This is a genomic window from Streptomyces sp. NBC_00341 (assembly GCF_041435055.1).
Taxonomy (GTDB): domain Bacteria; phylum Actinomycetota; class Actinomycetes; order Streptomycetales; family Streptomycetaceae; genus Streptomyces.
Genome location: NZ_CP108002.1, coordinates 8,540,687 through 8,557,559 on the forward strand (window position 1 = coordinate 8,540,687; position 16,873 = coordinate 8,557,559).

Below are 16,873 nucleotides of genomic sequence, written 5' to 3' on the forward strand. Positions count from 1 at the left end.
AAGAGGCGAGTCGTGCGGGTGTTCAGCAGACGTGGGCAGGACGCGGGCGCCGGTGTGGTCGTAGCCGTGCTCGTGGCGGCGTCGCTCGTGGCGGGGACGGGCCCGGCCGCCCCTGCCACCTCCGCCACTTCGGCCGGACGGACGGGCGCGGCCCCGGAGGTGGGCGGTTACTGGGCCACCTCCTACGAGCCCGGTACGCCCCGGCCCGCAGGCTTCCCGGCCCGTGGCCAGGCGCGGAATCTGCGCGGGGAGACCACAGAGGTCACCACCACCGTGCGCGACGTACGGTCCGGCCACCCCAATGACACGAGCGCGCAGGAAGGCGTCACCAGCCTCGCGGATCAGGACTCCGGCACCAAGTGGTACGCCCGCGACAGCGGACGGCCCACCGGGGAGGAGCCCGTGTACGCGATCTACACCCTGCGTACCCCGGCGGCTGTCACCGGCTACTCGCTCACCTCCGCGAACGACGCACCACCCCGCGACCCGGCCGCGTGGACCGTGCTCGGCAGCGACAGCGACTCCGCCGCGCCGGACGCGGACGACTCCTCGTGGCACGTCCTGGACCAGCGGAAGGAGCAGCGCTTCGGCGCCCGTGGCCAGACCGATTTCTATCCGGTCACCGCCACGCACGCCTACCGCCACTACCAGCTCCGCATCACAGACAACTGCGCCGACCGGTGCCAGGGTTCGACCGCCGACCGCTCGAAGCTCCAGCTCGCCGACTGGACCCTGCGCAGTTCTGCCGGATCCACGCCCTCCGGGCTCGGGGCCCGGGTCGAGAACGCCGACTCCGTCGGAGCGGCGGACGGCTCGGCCGCGCTGCGGTACGCGGGCCGGGTCCTCGCCACCGGACCGGCCTCCTCCACGGTGGTCCTGCGCTCCGGTCTCGACGTCCCCCTGGTGCGCGGGTCGAAGCTCAGCTACGCGATCCGCCCGGACGACGCCGCCTCCGTCCACGTCGCGCTCGACGTCCTCTACACCGACCCGGACGGCCGCCACCCCCGAACCCGCGAGGTGCGGACGGCGAACAGGAAACCGACCCCGGGGGAGTGGAACACCGTCTCGGCCGACCTCGGCGCGCTCGCCGGGAAGCACGTCAGCGAGATCCTGCTGCGCTACGACGACGCGCATGCCAAGTCCGGCTCCGGGCCCAGCGGCTGGATCGACGACGTCAGCATCGGCAGGGCCGTCGTCGACGCCTCGACCAGCTGGAGCTACCTCGACACCCCCGGCGTCGACCCGGCGCGCGGCAACGCGGACCGCACGGCGTGGACCCGGACCGGCTTCGACGCGGGGGACGTTCCCTGGAAGACGGCCACCGGTCCCTTCGGCGCGAAGAACGACGGCACCGACCTCGGGGACGGCTTCCCCGTCCGCACGAAGCTGAGGCTCCGCAAGGACGCGGGCAACGGCACGGGGGACAGTACCGAGGCGTACTTCTTCCGTACCTCCTTCTCGATGGACCGCGCCTCCCTGGACGCGATCAGCGGGCTCGTCGGCACGGTCGTCTACGACGACACCGTCACCGTCTATCTCAATGGCAGGCGCATCGCCGGCCACGGCGACGGAAAGATCACGAAGAACCTCCAGTACGAGACCCCGGACGGGACTTCGGGCGAGGGCGACCCGGCTACCGCCCGGTTCGGCGTACCGGTCTCCGCCCTGCGCGCGGGGACCAACACCCTGGCCGTCGAGGTCCATCAGTGCAACATCTCCAGCTCGGACATCTACTTCGGGCCCGGCCCGCTCGCGCAGACCACCGGCTCCCTGCCCTTCACCGACGAGCAGCTGGGCACCTCGTACGCCTCCGACACCCAGCCCGCCGCGCCCGGTGGCGGTGACTACTTCACCTGGCTGCTGCGCTCGTTCGACGCCGCCAGGAACGAGCCGTCGCTCATGGGGGCCAACGAGGTCCTGCCGAAGGGAACGACGTACGAGGAACTGACCGCGATCGACGACCGGACGGTCGTCGACATCAACAACGCCCCCTCCGGGCCCGCCGACCCCCAGGTCCACAAGGCACTCGTGGACGGCGCGAACAGTCCCTACCGGACTATGGCGGACGGACTGGGCACGGCCCTCGGCGGGCTGTACGGGCAGGCGCTGAAGAACGGCGAACTCCCCAAGACCGAGGCGCTGCTGTCAGGCCGGGTCGAACACACCGCGGACTCGTCGGCCGACTGGTACCAGACAGCCAAGAACAACTACCAGTACAAGCGCCCCTTCGTCCGGATGGGGTTCACCGAAGAGCAGGGGCTCATCAAGCCGTGGGACAGCCCCGGCGGCTACGCCGGTCTCGCGGGGGACGGCTCCTTCCCGAGCGGGCACACCAGCCACGGCTACGCGCAGGGCATCGTCCTCGCCACCCTGCTGCCCGAACTGGCACCGCAGATCCTGGCGCGCGCCTCCGAGTACGGCAACAACCGCATCCTGCTGTCCTTCCACTACCCGACCGACATCATGGGCGGCCGGATCGTCGGCGAGAAGACCGCCCAGCTGCGCTGGTCCGACCCGGAGTTCCGCACGCTCCTGGAGCAGGCGAGGACGGAGCTGCGAGCCGTCCTCGTACAGAAGTGCCGTGAGACCGGAGCGGGCGGCTCGCTGACACGGTGCTCCGGCCGGGGGACGCCGTACCTCCCCACGGCCGAGGCACTCAAGGTGTACGAGCAGCGGATGACCTACGGTTTCCCGCACATCGGCGCCGAGGGCCGGCCGCCCGCCGTTCCGGAGGGGGCGGAGGATCTGCTGCGTACGTCGCACCCGAAGCTCACCGGCGCCCAGCGGCGTACCGTGCTCGCCGCCACCCAGATCCCCTCCGGCTCTGCCCTGGACGAACAGGGCGGCGGGGGCAGCTGGCAGCGGATCGATCTCGCGGGTGCGATGACCGCGAAGGTCACCGCACACCACGACGGGACGCTGACCGTCGACGGGGTGCGGGTGAACGCGGGCGGAACCCGGACCGGAGAGTAGCGACCCCGTCCCGCGCTACGCCTCGTGCCGCCGACGGGCGAGGTGGAGGACAGTGGCGGTGGAGATCTCGACCGTCTCGGGCAGAACCCGCAGGATCCGGCCGAAAACCTCGGCCTGCTGCGGCTGCGGCAGGATGATGTAGGCCGAGACGGTCGAGAGATAGCCGATGAAGTCGCCCGCACTCATCGTCAGGCGACTCTCGATCACGGACTGCTGGACTCCGTCGAACCACTCGGACCGTTGGAGTTCCGTGCCCGGCCACTGCATGTCGTGCTCCGGAGGTGTCCCGTCCGGGGACGGGACACCGTCGTCCTCCAGGAACGGTGCCCGTGCCGCGCGAACGGCCTCCTCCACAGCCGGGTCGGTCAGTCCCACCGGCCTGCCGAACGAGGCGAACACGCCGCCCGGCTCCAGCAGCCCGGCCATGCGGGACCACCGGCCCGCCGGCTCCGTCCAGTGCAGCGCCGATGCCGCGTAGACCAGCCCGTATCGTTCGCCCGGCCGCAGCTCCTCGAAGGCGGCGCGTGCCGTCCTGACGCCCGGCGGCACGTGCTTGCGCAGCTCGGCGAGCATGGCCGCGTCAGGATCGGTCGCCGTGACCGGCACCCCCCGCCGAGCCAGCAGGCGGGTGGCCTTGCCGGTCCCGGCGCCGATCTCCAGGGCGTTGGAGACCGGCTGAGCGGCGTACGCCATCACCACGTCGAACAGTTCGGCGGGGTACCCCGGCCGGAAGCGTTCGTACGCTTCCGCCATCGTTCCGAAGCTCAGTGCACGACCGGACATGCCGAGCATCCTTGCACGGGGTGCCTCGTCAGTGCCTGGTCGTTTCTGGCGACCCGGCCTCCCCCTGCCGGGGAGCGGGAGGCCCGGGGAGCAGCGGCTGCTCTGCCGCGTCCTCGGGGCCGGGGGCCGCCTCCGCGGCCAGCCGCTCCATGCCGCTGGTGGTCTTGAGGGGCTTCTCCCTGATGAAGAGCACCGCCAGCAGGCCGAGGAAGGCGAAGGGCGTGGCGATGAGGAAGAGGTCGCCGGTGGCGACTCCGTAGGCGTGCTCGACGATGTTCTTCATCGGTTCGGGCAGCGTGGTCATGTCGGGTACGGCGCTGCCGTGGCCACCGGCAGGCGCCGGGAGGCCGTTCTCCGAGAGGCCCTTGGTCATCTCGCTCGCGACCCGGTTGGCGAGCACCGCGCCGAGCACGCTGGTCCCGACGGTGCCGCCGAGGCTGCGGAAGAAGGACAGTACGGAGGTGGCCGCGCCCAGTTCGTGCGCGGGTACGTCGTTCTGGGCGGCGAGCACCAGGTTCTGCATCAGCATGCCGACGCCGATGCCCATGAACGCCATGTAGAGGCTGAGGAGTCCGAAGTGGGTGTCGGCGTCGATCGTCGACAGCATGCCGAGCCCGGCCGTCATGATCACGGCGCCCGAGACGAGGTACCGCTTCCACTTGCCGGTCGCGGAGATGATCTGCCCGGCGACGGTCGAGGACACCAGCAGACCACCGATCAGCGGAAGGCTCATGAAGCCCGCGACGGTCGGTGACTTGCCCAGGGAGATCTGGAAGTACTGCGACAGGAACACCGTTCCGGCGAACATCGCGATGCCGACGAAGAAGCTGCCCAGGGTGGTCAGCGTGACCGTGCGGTTGCGGAAGATGGCCAGCGGGATGATCGGCTCGGCCGCCCGCGACTCAACGAAGACCGCGGCGGTCAGCAGCACCACGCCGGTGATCACCAGGGCGGCGGTCTGCCAGGAGGCCCAGTCGAAGTTGTTGCCGGCGAGCGAGGTCCAGATCAGCAGCGCGCAGACGCCCGCGACGATCAGGAAGGCGCCCAGCCAGTCGATCCTGACCTGACGGCGTACGGTCGGCAGCTTCAGGGTGCGCTGGAGCAGCAGGATTCCGGCCAGCGCGAACGGCACGCCTACGAAGAAGCACCAACGCCAGCCGAGCCACGAGGTGTCCACGAGGACACCGCCGATCAGCGGACCGGCGACCGTGCCGACGGCGAAGACGGCGCCGAAGATGCCCGCGTACTTGCCGAGCCTGCGCGGCGGGATGATGGCCGCCATCACGATCTGGGCGAGCGCGGTGAGGCCACCGGCGCCGATGCCCTGGATGACACGGCTGACGATCAGCGTGTTGACGTCCTGCGAGAACCCGGCCACCAGCGAACCGACCACGAACAGGCCGAGCGAGAGCTGGAGCAGCAGCTTCTGGTTGAACAGGTCCGCGAGCTTGCCCCAGAGCGGCACGGTCGCCGTCATCGCGAGGAGTTCGGACGTCACGACCCAGGTGTACGCGGACTGGCTGGCGCCGAGGTCCGCGATGATGCGCGGCAGCGCGTTGGCGACGACGGTACCGGCGAGGATGGCGACGAACATGCCTGCCATCAGGCCGGACATCGCCTGGAGTATCTGCCGGTTGGACATGGAGGAAGGCGCCTGTTCCGGCGCCTCGATTGCGGTCACGGTGTCCTTCTTCGGTGCTGGAGCAGAACAGAGGTCGGCGGTGAGGAGGGGGCGGCCGTGCCGGTGGGGCGGCGGGGGCTACCCGGGGGGCCGCGGCAGTCCGCGGGCGAGCTGGACGAACACCTCCTGGAAGGTGTCCGCGAGTTCCACTTCTCCGGGGTGGTCGCACCAGTGCTCGATGGCGACCCGTACCGCGGTCTGCGCGATCGCGGCGAGCAGTTGGGGGAAGAGGCTGTCGCCTGCCGTACGGGGCCCGGCCGGAGTACCCCCCGGATCCCGGGCCGCGTCGGTGGTCCCGGCCCCGGTGCCGAGCCAGTCGGCGATGGCGGCGGCCAGGGCCCGTTGGTCCGCCACCTGGGCCTGGAGGCCGCGCTGGATGAGGTGGGGGGAGCGCTGGAAGACCTTGGCCTGGAGGGCCCAGAACTCCTTGCGCTGCTCGAAGCCGCCGAGCTCGTCGGTGAGCGCGTCGCGGACCACGTCGAGCGGCGGACGATCGGCAGGGGCGAGACGCACCGATTCCCTGATCCGCTCGCCCACCGCCTCGTCGATCAGCACGAACGCGTCGTCGTGGCTGGGGAAGTAGTTGAAGAACGTCCGGGGTGAGACCCCGGCGGCCTCACTGATCGCCTCGACCGTGACGTTCTCCACGCCGTGCTCGGCGGCCAGGCGTACGGCTGCTTCCGCGAGGGCGTTGCGGGTCGCCCGCTTCTTGCGCTCCCGAAGCCCGGGTGAGGACGGCTTCTTGGGCTCTGGTGGCCCGGATGCGGAGGGCTTCTTGGTCGGCACATCTTGCATAGTAGGCAAAAATGCAGGACCTGCAAAATTATTCGCTGCTGTTGGCTGACGGACCGCCCGGCAGCCCTCGGCCGTTGACGGCCTCCGCGATCTGCTGGGCGGCCTGAGCGGGCGTGAGCCGGGTGGTGTCGATGACCTCCGCCTCGCGGTGGAGCCATGTGCGGGCCGCCTCCGCGTAGGGCTCGAGGTATGTGAGGCGGAAGGTGGAGGGGCCGAGATGGGCGTCGCCGTCGATGCGCCCGCGGAGGGTGTCCTGATCGGCGTGGAGGACGAAGTGTTTCACCGGAATGGAATGCTGGGCGAGGCCCGCGCTGATCTCGCGCCAGTACGGCTCGACCAGGACGGTCATGGGGATCACCAGGGTGCCGCCGGTGTACGCGAGTACATGGCGGGCGGTCTCGACCACGAGCGGCCGCCACGGCGGCCAGTCCTGGAAGTTGCCCGTCCAGGGCAGCCCCGGTGTGATGTCCATCAGCATCCCGCCGACCTGCTCGGCGTCGAACACCCGGGAGTCCGGGATCAGCCGCTGCACGAGTGCGCTGGTCGTCGTCTTGCCCGCGCCGTGGGTGCCGTTGAGCCATACGATCATGGGATCCGATAGTAAGGGCTGTACGGGCCGCGACGGTCATGGCCGGCCCGTACAGCGTCGGGGGATCCACCGGATCCCGCCCCCGGCGGCTCAGGCCGCGTAGACCTTGAGGCCGGAGATCTGGGCGGCCGGCCAGCCGGTGTTGGCCGTGACGGTCAGCCGTACGTACCGGACGGGTGAGCTCGTCGGCAGGGTGAGGGTGGCGGTGTTGCCGCTCGCCGGGTCGAACCGGTGGTCCGCCGCGGCGAGCAGCTGACCGGAGGCGCCGCTGTCGATGCCGCCCTGGACCGAGACCGTCTGGGTACGGGCGCCCCAGGCGCTGGACGGGGGCAGGGTGAGCACGATCCGCCGGACGGTGGTCGCGGCGCCGAGATCGACCTGGATCCACTGCGGGAAGGAGTTGTTCGCGGACTCCCAGTAGCTGTTCGGGTCATCGTCCACCGCGTTGCCGGAGCCGTAGCCCTGGGTGTGACCGCTCTCCGCGGTCGGCCGGCGCAGGGCCAGGTCCGTGGTGCCGCCGGCCGTTCCGGTCGTGGCGGTGACCTGGTTCGACGGGAGCGAGACGCCGCCGGCCGCGTCGAGCGCGACCACGTGGAAGACGTAGTCCGTGGACGGGGCGAGACCGGTGACGGTGAACGACGTGCCGGTGACGGTGCCCACCTGGGTGCCCGACTGGCCGTCCATCCGCAGCACGCGGTAGCCGGTGACACCGACGTTGTCGGTCGCCGCATCCCAGGCCAGCGTCACCGAACTGCCGGTGCGGCCGGTGACCCGCAGCCTCGCCGGGGCGGTGGGGGCGGTGGTGTCGGATCCGCCCGCGGTCGTCGGCGGGGTGGGGCGGACCGGGGTGAGGCCGATCTCGCCCTTCAGCATCCGGCCGCCGTCGCCGGTCAGTCTCAGGTAGTAGTCGGACGAGCAGGCGGTGCCGTCCTCGTCCAGTGCCAGGAGTCCGGACCCGGTCGGAACCCAGGCCTGGGTCTCGGCGGTCTTGGCGATCTGATTGCCCTCGTTGTACTCGTCGAACATCGAGATGTAGATGCCCTGCACCCCGGCCCGGCACATGTTGTAGAACTGCCGCCACATGAAGTCGCCGTGCGCGCGCTGGCGGCCGGACACGTCGCCGGGCAGCACGCACGGCTGGTAGTCGATGCCGTGCGCCGAGCAGTCCGCCTCGTCGCCGACCGTGTAGGTGGCGTAGGCGTTGTCGGAGTCGCCGGCGTTGCCGATCGCGCCGACCATCCACGGGGAGATCATGTGGAAGGCGTGGTAGACGTCCGTGTACCCGGTGCGCGTTCCCGCGCCACCCGTACGCCACTCGCGCGGCACCCCGCCGATGACGTAACAGCCCTGTTCCTTGAACCAGTTGATGACGTCCAGGCAGGCATCGGTGGAGAACGGGTGGTTGTCGTCGTTGAAGCCGAAGCCCCAGATGCACACCACCGGTTGCCCGTTCTGGGTGGCGTACTGGGGTGACGCCGTGTGGGCCTTCATCTTGTCGGTCCAGTCGGCCTTGATCTCCGACCGCATGCCGGTCCAGCCGGTGACGTCGTACATCACGTAGAACTTCACGTCGTGCGACTCGGCGGCGGACCGCACCTTGACGGCCATCGCGTCGCGGGTCGGGCCCTCGCCGCCGGTCGGGTTGAAGCGTTGCAGAGCCGCCGTGTCGATGCCGTACTGCCGCATCCACAGGAAGTGGGTGTCCACGGTCTGCTGGTCGTAGGAGGAGAACAGCGCCGCGGGCTGCCCGTTGCCGAGGTTGCCGTAGGCCGTGGGGTAGCTGTGCGCGTACTCCCGCATGTCGGGCCAGCACTTGGTGCCGGTGTTCGACGGGGACGGCGGCCGGCTCCAGTCCTGGGTCCAGTGCCACCAGCCGTTGATCGGGGCGCCGTCGCCGGTACACGCGAACCAGCCCTGATAGCCGACGGTGACCTTCCCCACCACATCGCCGGGCGGACTGCCGGCGGCCACCGCGGCCCCGGCCAGGGCGGTCTGCGTGCCCCCTGCCGCGCCCACGGCCGTGACCGCGATCACCGCTTGCATGAATGTCCGGCGTGTGACGCCCATCTGGAAACTCCTCGACTAGGTCAACTCCAGCGTTCCCAGGGCTAGTTGGGAAGCCAGTGGGTCAGGATTCCGCTGCGGGGATCGTAACGACACGGTTACGTATCAGCAATAGTGCGTGTGCATGGCGAAAATATCGACGGAGATGACGCAAAAAATGTTCCGTCCTGGACGACGGGCGGATGTCTGCGCGATCATGAACGGATGGACGCTCATTTCACCGGCATCGCAGAAGTGCTCGAAGTGCCGTCCGTGGCCGTGGTGGTGGACCATATGCGCGCCTACACGGTGGCTGCCTGGGCCTTCGCGCGCGGGGCGGAGAAGATCGTCCTGGCCGATTCGCCGGCCGAGGCGCTGGCGCTCAAGGCCCGCCACCCGGACTGGGTGACGCTCAAGGACGGTCCACCCGCGCCCGGATTCGACATGGTCAACTCGCCGGGCCTGTTGAGCTCCGCCGACCTCGGTGGACTGACCATCGTGCAGAAGACCACCGCGGGCACGGTCGGCGCCCTCGCGGTCAAGGACGCGTCACTGGTGCTGTGCGCCGGCTTCGTGGTGGCGGAGGCGACGGCCCGGTTCCTGCGGGCACGCGAGTGCGCCGGTGTCACCTTCGTGGTCACCGGTGAGGACGGGCGCGCCGAGGAAGACCTGGCGTGTGCTCAGTACATCGCCGGGAGGGCCACCGGGGCGGTGACGGAGCCCGCCGAGTTCCTCCGCCGCGCCGCTGGGTCACGCGCCGCCGCCGAACTGGGATCGGGGGTGCGTGAAGGGGCGCATCCCGATGACGTCGCGCTCTGTCTGGAGCTCGACCGGTTCCCCTTCGCCATGGTGGCGACATGGGAGGACTCGCTCATGGTCCTCCGCCCGTGCGCCGTACCTTCACCGGCCGACGGGGCTCCGGTCTGACGGCCGGCGGCGCCTGTACGCGTGCCCCTGGGTGCCGCTCCCGGCAAACAGCGCGGAAGACGTCGTCAGGACCTGGATCAGGTCAGCTGGGCCGGTCCCGCTGCGGCAGCTGACGGCCTGCCGCGTTTCGGGTGCGACGGGTCCGTCCGTGTGCTGCCAACAGTCCGAGGGACTCGGACGAGGTCGCGATCTGCGAGGTCGCGGCCATGCGCTGGAGCCAGTTGGTTGCTCCGGTGAGCTCCTCGGCGGTCCACGGTTCGCCCAGGGCGATGGCTCTGAGCAGGGCCCATTCGCGCAGACGGAGGGCCAGGAAGTCGCGATCCGCGATCACCTCGGTCATGGCGTGGGCCCAGGCCGTGAACCGGGGGCCGGTCAGTAAGTCGGCGGCCCTGCGGTCCAGATGGCGGCCCACCGCGCTGTCCGCCATCGTCGCGTCCTGGTCGCGCAGGACGGCGGCCACCAGGTCGGCCTCGGCCGCCTCGGTGACAGCCTCCAAGGTCTCCAAGTAGTGGGCGAAGCGCCGATGCTCGGCGGGCTCGTCGTCGAGGTGGGGGCCGACCATGCCGCGAACCCTAACCGGCACACCGCTCGTGGACAGCCTGACCGGCGGCAACCGCGACGACGTTACTGGGGCTGTCGGACAGGGTGCCCGCAGACCTGAGGTCAGCCACGATCCGTCCGAGTCCAACCGAAAAGGCGTTTACCCCCGAGTCACCCATCCGTGCCTGGACCCAGTCCCCCGGCGGAGCCGGCCTGAGAAGTCCTCCACAGGCCCCTCCTGGAGCGGCACCCACGTCTCCATGGCCGTCACGATCTCTGCCAGCCGGGACTCCAAGGCCACCACACCGACCTCGCCGGCTCCGTATTCGTGCCACAGTCCGACGAGCTGATCCTCCCGCTCGCCGAGGTCGATCAACTTGTCGGCGAGTGCGAAGCCGTCCAGAGATGACTTCCCGACCTCAAAGCCCCAACGGCTCGCGGCCGCATCCGCGGTGATACCGCGGCCCGCCAGCTCGACGACCCCGATCGGCACCCCGGGGTCAGCGGCCACAGCCAGAAATACAGCCAGCGACACTGAGTTCCGCACGGCCTTTTCCGCCACCCGCCAAACCCTCCCTACACGTGTCGCGCAGCGTTTCGCGCTCGTCGGCCTTGGCCCCGGTGAGCGCGAACAGGACCGGCAGTCCGCCGAGTGTGCACACCAGGTGCAGACGCAGCCCCCAGAAGTATCGCGAGTGTGACGCGCAGTAGCCGTACTGGGCCCAGCCTGCCAGGTCTGAGCGGTTGGCCGTCTCGCGGGGGCAACCGCAACCGACCGGCGTGGAGTCGACCAGGTGTATCCGAGCAGCGCTGACATGACCGCGAGCGTGATCAGCTCGGCGTCGGTGAGCTTGGGCGTGATTCCGACAGCAGGCCTCCACGGCGCGAGCCACGGCGAAGCCTTCAGCTCGTCGTCAATCCGGGCATGGAGTGCCGTTGCGAGGGTGTCCAGGTCGTTAGTCACATATCGACGTTGGACCCCCTCGTCTCATGTCCGCAGGCGATATCTGGGACTCATTCAGGGATCCGGGGCGGTGCCCACTGCGGTGACTACGCGTCACGGTCATTTCGCAGGGCCTGGATGAGCCAGGGGTACACCGGGATCAGGTTCGGTACTACCTGCCAGCCGTTGACGACCCACACCAGCCGCCAGTATCGGTCCACCCGGGGATCGTGCGCCTTTTCGAACTGCTGGGCCATCCAGTCCCGGAATTCCGTGTCAGGGGTGCGCGCGAACACCTCGGCGAAGCGGTCCACGAGGTCGTCGATGACGGGTGCGCCCCTGTCGCTGCGCGGGTCGATGCCCGACTCCGTGGCCTCGGCCACCTTCTGACGGGTGAACTCCATCAGGTCCTCGCCGGCATCGCGTTCGATGTCGAGCGGGCGCCCGGCGGCCTGGCGTACGGCGGTTCGGCGCATCCGGGCACGGAAATCCTCGTCGCTGACCAGCTCGGCGAGTTCCACCCACGCGGCGACCTGCTCTCTGGTTGGATCATCGGGGAGGTCGGGAGTGGCAGCGTGAACCATGGCCATCGCGGTCGGGTCGGCATCCACTGTGCCGAAGGTGCCATCGATGAAATCGTCGATCAAACGGCGGCGTTCTTCGCCGGACAATTGCGTAAGCCTGTGCATGAGCTTGGTCTCCTCGGGACTGGACCCGCGTCTGGCCACGACTCGCAGAACGCTCCGACGCAGTTGCAGCATCCGGATCTGGACGTCCATGGCGTCGGCGTGCGCCGCGGCGACTTCCGCCACCGAGAGCTCGCGGTCCAGTACCCGTTGAATCGTGGCCAGGTCTATGCCCAGCTCGCGCAGTGTGCGGAGGAGTTCCAGACGAAGCAGTGCGTCGAGGTCGTAGAGCCGATAACCGGCGGGACTACGGGTGGTCGGCGCTACCACGCCCGAATCGGAGTAGAACCGGATGGTCCTCACAGACAAGCCGGTCCGCCGGGAAAGCTCCCCGATCGAGTAGAGGGTCGTAGCGTCCATGCCCCCACTCTGCTGTCTCCAGTCACTGGAGACTCAAGGCCGTTCCCCAGCGGTGCCGTGTCCCAGACGTCCACCGAGTGGCTGAAGCATGCGTCGCGTACTCTCCGCTGACCTCCGAAATGAAACGGGCACGCCTTGCACATGCTGGGCGGGCGATGGCAGCGAGAGGCGACACCACTCGCTGCCGGCCTACGGCAACGAGCCCTTGGACTCAATCATCTAGTTGACAGCCGCGAGTCGGTTGAGAACCTCTTTGGCGGTGAAGCTCCAGCCGACCATACGCGGCCCGCTCCAGTTGATGCCGATCACCAGACCATCCCGGGCGGCATCGGGCAGTACGAGATCGCACCAGGTGTCCAAAGGCATGGACTCGGCGCGGAGGCCGCGCCCCCAGACCTTCGCCGCCCTCCGGGCGCGGGGTGAGGTCGACCAGAAGGGGAGACTTCGCGTGCCGTCTGCGGAGAGGTGAGTCGGGCTTCCCTCGTCATTCCGGACAAGCCAGACGGCCGTGCTTTCGCGGACATCCCGGAAGAATGCCGCCGCTTGCGAACCGCTCTGACTCATGGCCACAGAGGCTACCGTTTCCCCAACACCCTCTCGTGGGATCAGGTCACGGACGGATTCAGGCCGGTACGTCGACCGGTTCCACGCGCCGAACGCGCGTCGGCCCCCTTCCGTTGAACGCCAGGTTCAGCCCGAACGCCACCAGCGTCGCGCTCGTCACCGGCGAGCCCAGCACGATCCCCACCCCCTCCGGGAGCCTGCTGTACAGATCGGGAGCCACCTCCGGGGCCATGCCCGCACCGATCGAGACGGCCACGATCAGCAGGTTGTGCGTGCCGTCGAAGTCCACCGTACGGAGCGTGCCGATGCCGACGGTGGCGACCGTCGCGAACATCACCAGGCCCGCCGCACCGACCACCGGCTGCGGCAACCCGGCGACCAACGCGCCCAGTTTGGGAATCAGCCCGAGTACCAGCAGCATGCAGCCCGCCACGGTGGCGACGTGCCGGCTTCGTACCTTCGTCATCGTCACCAGTCCGACGTTCTGCGCGAACACGGTGTCCAGGAAAGCGTTCATGACGCCGCCCAGGACACCGGAGAGGCCGTCCGCCGCCAGGCCACGAGCCATGTCCGCGGTTGTCAGCTTCCTGCCGGTCAGCTCCGCGACCGCGAGGAGATCCGCCGTGGACTCGGCGAAGAGCACGAGCATCACCACGCACATCGAGATCACCGCTACTGCGGGGAACTGCGGCGCTCCGAAGTGGAAGGGGGCACTGACGCCGATCCAGTCCGCCGTCCGCGCGGCCGTGACGTCCACCAAGCCGAGCGGCACCGCGACCGCCGTCCCCGCCACCACGCCGAGCAGGACGCCGGTCTGGGCGAGGAATCCACGGCCGAAGCGGGCGACGAGGAGGATCACGATCACGACGAAGGCGGCGAGTGCGAGCCGCGAGGGCGCGGCATGGTCGGCGGCCTCCGGATCGCTGCCGACGATCAGGTTCACCCCGACGCCGATCAGGGCGAGCCCGACCACCGTGATCACCACACCGCTCACCAGCGGTGGGAAGAAGCGCACCGCCTTCGCGAACGGGTAGGCCACCAGTAGGCCGAAGAGTCCCGCCGCCAGCATCGACCCGTACACCGCCTGCAGGCCGTACTCCCCGGCGATCAGAATCATCGGCGTCACCGCTGTGAACGCCGCGCCCGCCATCACCGGCATTCGCACCCCCAGGATCCGGCCGACCCCGGCTCCCTGGATGATCGTGACGATGCCCGCGACGAGCAGGTCGGCGTTGATGAGCACGGCGACCGCCGCGGCGTCGAGGCCGGCCGCCGCGCCGAACACCAGCGGCACCGTCACACACCCGGTGTACATCACGATCACATGCTGCAGGCCGAGCACCGCGAGCCGTCCGGGGCCGGTGCTCCTCGTGGACATCGTCATGTCACCCTCCCCTCTAGCGTGTGAAGTTGGCGGCGATGCGCTGCTGGATGTAGTCCGCGGCCGTGATCGCCGGGTAGCGGCCCGCGGGTCCCTCGATCACCACGTCACGGTCGGCCTGTGCGAAGAACGCGATGCTGTGGCGGGCCGAGCGGTCGTCGCCGGGGCCGGGCGACTTCACCCGGTGGAAGTTGGACGGCAGCCGGTCGTCGCTCCACCGCGTCAGCATGTCCCCGATATTGCAGGTGATCACGGTGTCGGCCGGTTCGACCGGCGTCCACTCCTGTGCCTCGGCCTCCTTGCCGGGGCACACCTGCAGCCCGCCCTGCCCGTCGCGCTGGAACAGCAGCGTCAGACAGTCGAAGTCCGTGTGCGCACCCGCGCGCCAGACATCCGCCGGGCTCTCGACATCCGCGGGGACCGCGAAGTAGTGCAGCATGCGCAGCGTCGACTGGTACTGCTCACTGCCCGGGTCGTGGGCGCGCGTGAAGAACCCGTCGGGCAGCCCCAGCTTGTCGGCGAAGCAGGACAGTACGCGCATCGCCAGTTCCCTGCACCGCGCTTCGAAGCCGAGCGTGCGCTCCCGGAAGCCGGGCAGCTCGTCGTCCGGCCACAGCCCGTCCATGTGCGGCCGGGTCAGCTGGTACGACTCCTTCTGGTCCGGTGTGCCGATCGACGGGCGGACCTGGGTCATCGACTCCCAGCCCGAGTTGAGCCCCTTCTTCAGGGCGTGCCGGGCCTTGGTCTCCTCCGGCAGTGCGAAGAACCGCTCGGCGTCGGCGAACGCCTCGTCCACCGTGCTCTGTCCGATGCCGTGCTGCACGAGCTGGAAGAAGCCGATATCAGTGGCGGCAGCCCACAGCTGTTCGGTGATCTCGGCCTTGCGGGCGTCGAAGTCGCTTATGTCGATCCTGCGGATCTCCCGGCCGGAGGTCTCCGTCCCGGCCCCGCCCATACGAGTCTCCTTGGCCAGCTCGGCCAGGCTGTACGTCGTCTCAGGAGTCTCAGCCGTCTCGGCAGTCTCAGCCGTGTTGGTCGTGTCAGTCATCGCGGTTGTCGCTCCTCGAAGCGATCGTGGGCTTCCGGGATGCAGTCACCGCCCCTGCACTCCCCACCGCGGACACGCAGAGGCCCGCGGGCACGGTCGCGGCGGACCCCTTCGCGGGTCCGGCGCCGTGGGCTGGTGCGGGCCCCGTCGATCCGGGGCCCGCACGCGATGCGTTCAGCCTGCCCGGCGGGTGTTTCCGCCGGGGACCACGGTGTTACGCCGCCGTAAAGCTCAGCCCGGCCGCCAACTGGGCCGCTGAGAGCCGGACATGCTCCCCGTTCCGCACCAGGACCTCGCCGTCGACCATGACCGCTGCCACGGTCCGGCTGCCCGCACACGTGAGCAGCGTGGCCCCCGGATCACGTACCGGAAGGCAGGCGTAGTCCCTGTCGAAGCGGTGCAGGACGAGGTCGGCCTGCATGCCGGCGCGCACGCCGTCCGGGCGCTCCTCCAGGCGAGTACGCGGTTCGCCCCGTTCGGGGCCGGCGAGAACATCTCCTTGCAGGTACGCGCCGATGCGCAGGGCCTCCCTCATCCGCAGGACCGCGTCGTGCACCCCGGGCGACGGGTGCGGCGTGTTCCGTGACCTACGCGGTGGGGCTCATGTATGTGCGGGCCCACGTCTCGAAGGTGGTGAGGGGGATGCCGAGGTCTCGCGCGTACTGGGGGCGGCCGGGCTGTTCGGCCACGTTGAGGTACTCGTGACTGGCGCCCGGCCCCGGCATTCCGGCCGCCTTCGCCTGCGTCTCGGTCATGTCGGGTGCGGGCAGGTGCGTGCCCAGTGCCCGGGAGAGGACCTCGGCGATCTGCGTCATCGACAGGTGGTCGCTCGCCAGCTCCAGTTCGACCCTGTTGAAGGTGGACGGGTCCGCGACGGCTGCGGCGGCTGCCGCTCCGATGTCGTCGACCGCGACCAGGGACAGGCGGGTCTCGGGGTGCAGAACGCTGACCAGGCCCCCTTCGATGCCACGGGGGAAGAGGAAGGCGCTTGAGGGGAGGAAGTTCTCCATGAAGAAGCCCGGCTTGAGGAGCGTCCAGTACGGAAAGCCTGCCGCCCGGACCAGCTCCTGGATCGCGGCCTTGGCCCCCAGAGTGCCTTCCATCGAGGCCCAGCGGCCCTCGGCCCAGCCAGGGGTCTCGATGTGCTTTCCGGCCCCGGTCACGGAGGTGTGGACGAAGTGGGGCACGCCGGCCTCCCGGGCGGCCTCGATGAGGTTGCGCGCCTGAACCACTTCGCCGTCGAAGTCGAAGCCGTCCCCGGTGAAGGCGGGCATCTGTACGGAGAACACCGCACGGGCTCCCGCGGCGGCGCGAGCCAGGGACGCACGGTCGTCGAGGTCGCCGGTCACCAGTTCGGCGCCCAGCTCCTCGACTGCTCGGGCCCGTGCTGCCGCGGCATCGCGCACCAGGGCACGGACGGGCGTTCCTGCGGCGAGCAGGGCGCGTGCGGTCGCACCACCCTGCTTGCCGGTGGCGCCGGAGACGAGCACGGGCGCTGCGGATGAGATCGACATGTCACTCCCGGAACGATTAAACGGCGGGGGTCGCCGTTTCGTGTTG

At 69.7% G+C, this 16,873-nt stretch carries 15 protein-coding genes and 1 pseudogene; 2 read left to right on the forward strand and 14 right to left on the reverse strand.

Annotation, left to right across the window (positions count from 1 at the left end; genetic code table 11):
* Positions 1 to 54: 54 nt before the first annotated feature.
* The gene (locus tag OG892_RS38015) at positions 55 to 2,973 is read left to right on the forward strand and encodes a phosphatase PAP2 family protein (protein WP_371631756.1); all 2,919 of its coding nucleotides are present in this window, start codon (positions 55 to 57) and stop codon (positions 2,971 to 2,973) included.
* Positions 2,974 to 2,988: 15 nt separating this feature from the next.
* On the opposite strand, the gene OG892_RS38020 is transcribed toward OG892_RS38015, so the two are convergent.
* The 5 genes from OG892_RS38020 to OG892_RS38040 all read right to left on the reverse strand — a co-directional run bounded on the left by OG892_RS38020 (position 2,989) and on the right by OG892_RS38040 (position 8,888).
* On the reverse strand, positions 2,989 to 3,756 hold the full coding sequence (locus tag OG892_RS38020) for a methyltransferase domain-containing protein (protein ID WP_371631455.1): 768 nt from the start codon (positions 3,754 to 3,756) through the stop codon (positions 2,989 to 2,991).
* A 28-nt stretch (positions 3,757 to 3,784) separates the two neighbouring features.
* Entirely contained in the window at positions 3,785 to 5,398 is a 1,614-nt protein-coding gene (locus tag OG892_RS38025; RefSeq protein ID WP_328868276.1) for an MDR family MFS transporter, read from the reverse strand.
* Positions 5,399 to 5,515: 117 nt separating this feature from the next.
* Complete coding sequence (locus OG892_RS38030; protein ID WP_371631456.1) at positions 5,516 to 6,223, reverse strand: TetR/AcrR family transcriptional regulator; 708 nt, start codon at positions 6,221 to 6,223, stop codon at positions 5,516 to 5,518.
* A 37-nt stretch (positions 6,224 to 6,260) separates the two neighbouring features.
* Positions 6,261 to 6,821 carry an ATP-binding protein gene (locus tag OG892_RS38035; protein ID WP_371631457.1) on the reverse strand — a complete coding sequence of 187 codons (561 nt, stop codon included), beginning with the start codon at positions 6,819 to 6,821 and terminating at the stop codon, positions 6,261 to 6,263.
* A 90-nt stretch (positions 6,822 to 6,911) separates the two neighbouring features.
* Positions 6,912 to 8,888: a discoidin domain-containing protein gene (locus tag OG892_RS38040; RefSeq protein ID WP_371631458.1), complete on the reverse strand. Its 1,977-nt coding sequence runs from the start codon at positions 8,886 to 8,888 to the stop codon at positions 6,912 to 6,914.
* Between the two features lie 201 nt (positions 8,889 to 9,089).
* Between OG892_RS38040 and OG892_RS38045 the strand changes: the two genes are divergently transcribed.
* Complete coding sequence (locus OG892_RS38045) at positions 9,090 to 9,791, forward strand: 2-phosphosulfolactate phosphatase (protein WP_371631459.1); 702 nt, start codon at positions 9,090 to 9,092, stop codon at positions 9,789 to 9,791.
* A gap of 82 nt (positions 9,792 to 9,873) precedes the next feature.
* Here the strand turns inward: OG892_RS38045 and OG892_RS38050 are convergent, their stop codons facing one another.
* The 9 genes and pseudogenes from OG892_RS38050 to OG892_RS38090 form a co-directional block, all read right to left on the reverse strand.
* Positions 9,874 to 10,353 (reverse strand): hypothetical protein, encoded by a 480-nt coding sequence (locus OG892_RS38050; RefSeq protein WP_073733906.1) that lies wholly within the window; start codon positions 10,351 to 10,353, stop codon positions 9,874 to 9,876.
* 138 nt (positions 10,354 to 10,491) lie between these two features.
* Complete coding sequence (locus OG892_RS38055) at positions 10,492 to 10,893, reverse strand: hypothetical protein (RefSeq protein WP_371631460.1); 402 nt, start codon at positions 10,891 to 10,893, stop codon at positions 10,492 to 10,494.
* Between the two features lie 34 nt (positions 10,894 to 10,927).
* Positions 10,928 to 11,125: pseudogene (locus tag OG892_RS38060) on the reverse strand (IS982 family transposase); the annotation flags it as partial.
* Positions 11,126 to 11,381: 256 nt separating this feature from the next.
* Positions 11,382 to 12,320, reverse strand: a complete 939-nt coding sequence (locus OG892_RS38065; RefSeq protein WP_371631461.1) for a MerR family transcriptional regulator — start codon at positions 12,318 to 12,320, stop codon at positions 11,382 to 11,384.
* 219 nt (positions 12,321 to 12,539) lie between these two features.
* Positions 12,540 to 12,884, reverse strand: coding sequence for a DUF2750 domain-containing protein (locus tag OG892_RS38070; RefSeq protein WP_371631462.1), 345 nt, complete (start codon positions 12,882 to 12,884; stop codon positions 12,540 to 12,542).
* Between the two features lie 58 nt (positions 12,885 to 12,942).
* On the reverse strand, positions 12,943 to 14,268 hold the full coding sequence (locus tag OG892_RS38075; RefSeq protein WP_371631463.1) for a nucleobase:cation symporter-2 family protein: 1,326 nt from the start codon (positions 14,266 to 14,268) through the stop codon (positions 12,943 to 12,945).
* A 13-nt stretch (positions 14,269 to 14,281) separates the two neighbouring features.
* Positions 14,282 to 15,313 carry an isopenicillin N synthase family dioxygenase gene (locus OG892_RS38080; RefSeq protein ID WP_371631464.1) on the reverse strand — a complete coding sequence of 344 codons (1,032 nt, stop codon included), beginning with the start codon at positions 15,311 to 15,313 and terminating at the stop codon, positions 14,282 to 14,284.
* A 214-nt stretch (positions 15,314 to 15,527) separates the two neighbouring features.
* Positions 15,528 to 15,848 carry a hypothetical protein gene (locus OG892_RS38085; RefSeq protein WP_242436575.1) on the reverse strand — a complete coding sequence of 107 codons (321 nt, stop codon included), beginning with the start codon at positions 15,846 to 15,848 and terminating at the stop codon, positions 15,528 to 15,530.
* Between the two features lie 52 nt (positions 15,849 to 15,900).
* Positions 15,901 to 16,827 (reverse strand): NmrA family NAD(P)-binding protein, encoded by a 927-nt coding sequence (locus OG892_RS38090; RefSeq protein ID WP_073733902.1) that lies wholly within the window; start codon positions 16,825 to 16,827, stop codon positions 15,901 to 15,903.
* Positions 16,828 to 16,873 lie beyond the last annotated feature (46 nt).

Coding starts and splice junctions, on each gene's coding strand:
- OG892_RS38020 (WP_371631455.1), bottom strand. CDS start 3,756: ATGTCCGGTCGTGCACTGAGCTTCGGAACGATGGCGGAAGCGTACGAA.
- OG892_RS38025 (WP_328868276.1), bottom strand. CDS start 5,398: ATGTCCAACCGGCAGATACTCCAGGCGATGTCCGGCCTGATGGCAGGC.
- OG892_RS38035 (WP_371631457.1), bottom strand. CDS start 6,821: ATGATCGTATGGCTCAACGGCACCCACGGCGCGGGCAAGACGACGACC.
- OG892_RS38040 (WP_371631458.1), bottom strand. CDS start 8,888: ATGGGCGTCACACGCCGGACATTCATGCAAGCGGTGATCGCGGTCACG.
- OG892_RS38045 (WP_371631459.1), top strand. CDS start 9,090: ATGGACGCTCATTTCACCGGCATCGCAGAAGTGCTCGAAGTGCCGTCC.
- OG892_RS38050 (WP_073733906.1), bottom strand. CDS start 10,353: ATGGTCGGCCCCCACCTCGACGACGAGCCCGCCGAGCATCGGCGCTTC.
- OG892_RS38065 (WP_371631461.1), bottom strand. CDS start 12,320: ATGGACGCTACGACCCTCTACTCGATCGGGGAGCTTTCCCGGCGGACC.
- OG892_RS38070 (WP_371631462.1), bottom strand. CDS start 12,884: ATGAGTCAGAGCGGTTCGCAAGCGGCGGCATTCTTCCGGGATGTCCGC.
- OG892_RS38075 (WP_371631463.1), bottom strand. CDS start 14,268: ATGACGATGTCCACGAGGAGCACCGGCCCCGGACGGCTCGCGGTGCTC.
- OG892_RS38080 (WP_371631464.1), bottom strand. CDS start 15,313: ATGACTGACACGACCAACACGGCTGAGACTGCCGAGACGGCTGAGACT.
- OG892_RS38085 (WP_242436575.1), bottom strand. CDS start 15,848: ATGAGGGAGGCCCTGCGCATCGGCGCGTACCTGCAAGGAGATGTTCTC.
- OG892_RS38090 (WP_073733902.1), bottom strand. CDS start 16,827: ATGTCGATCTCATCCGCAGCGCCCGTGCTCGTCTCCGGCGCCACCGGC.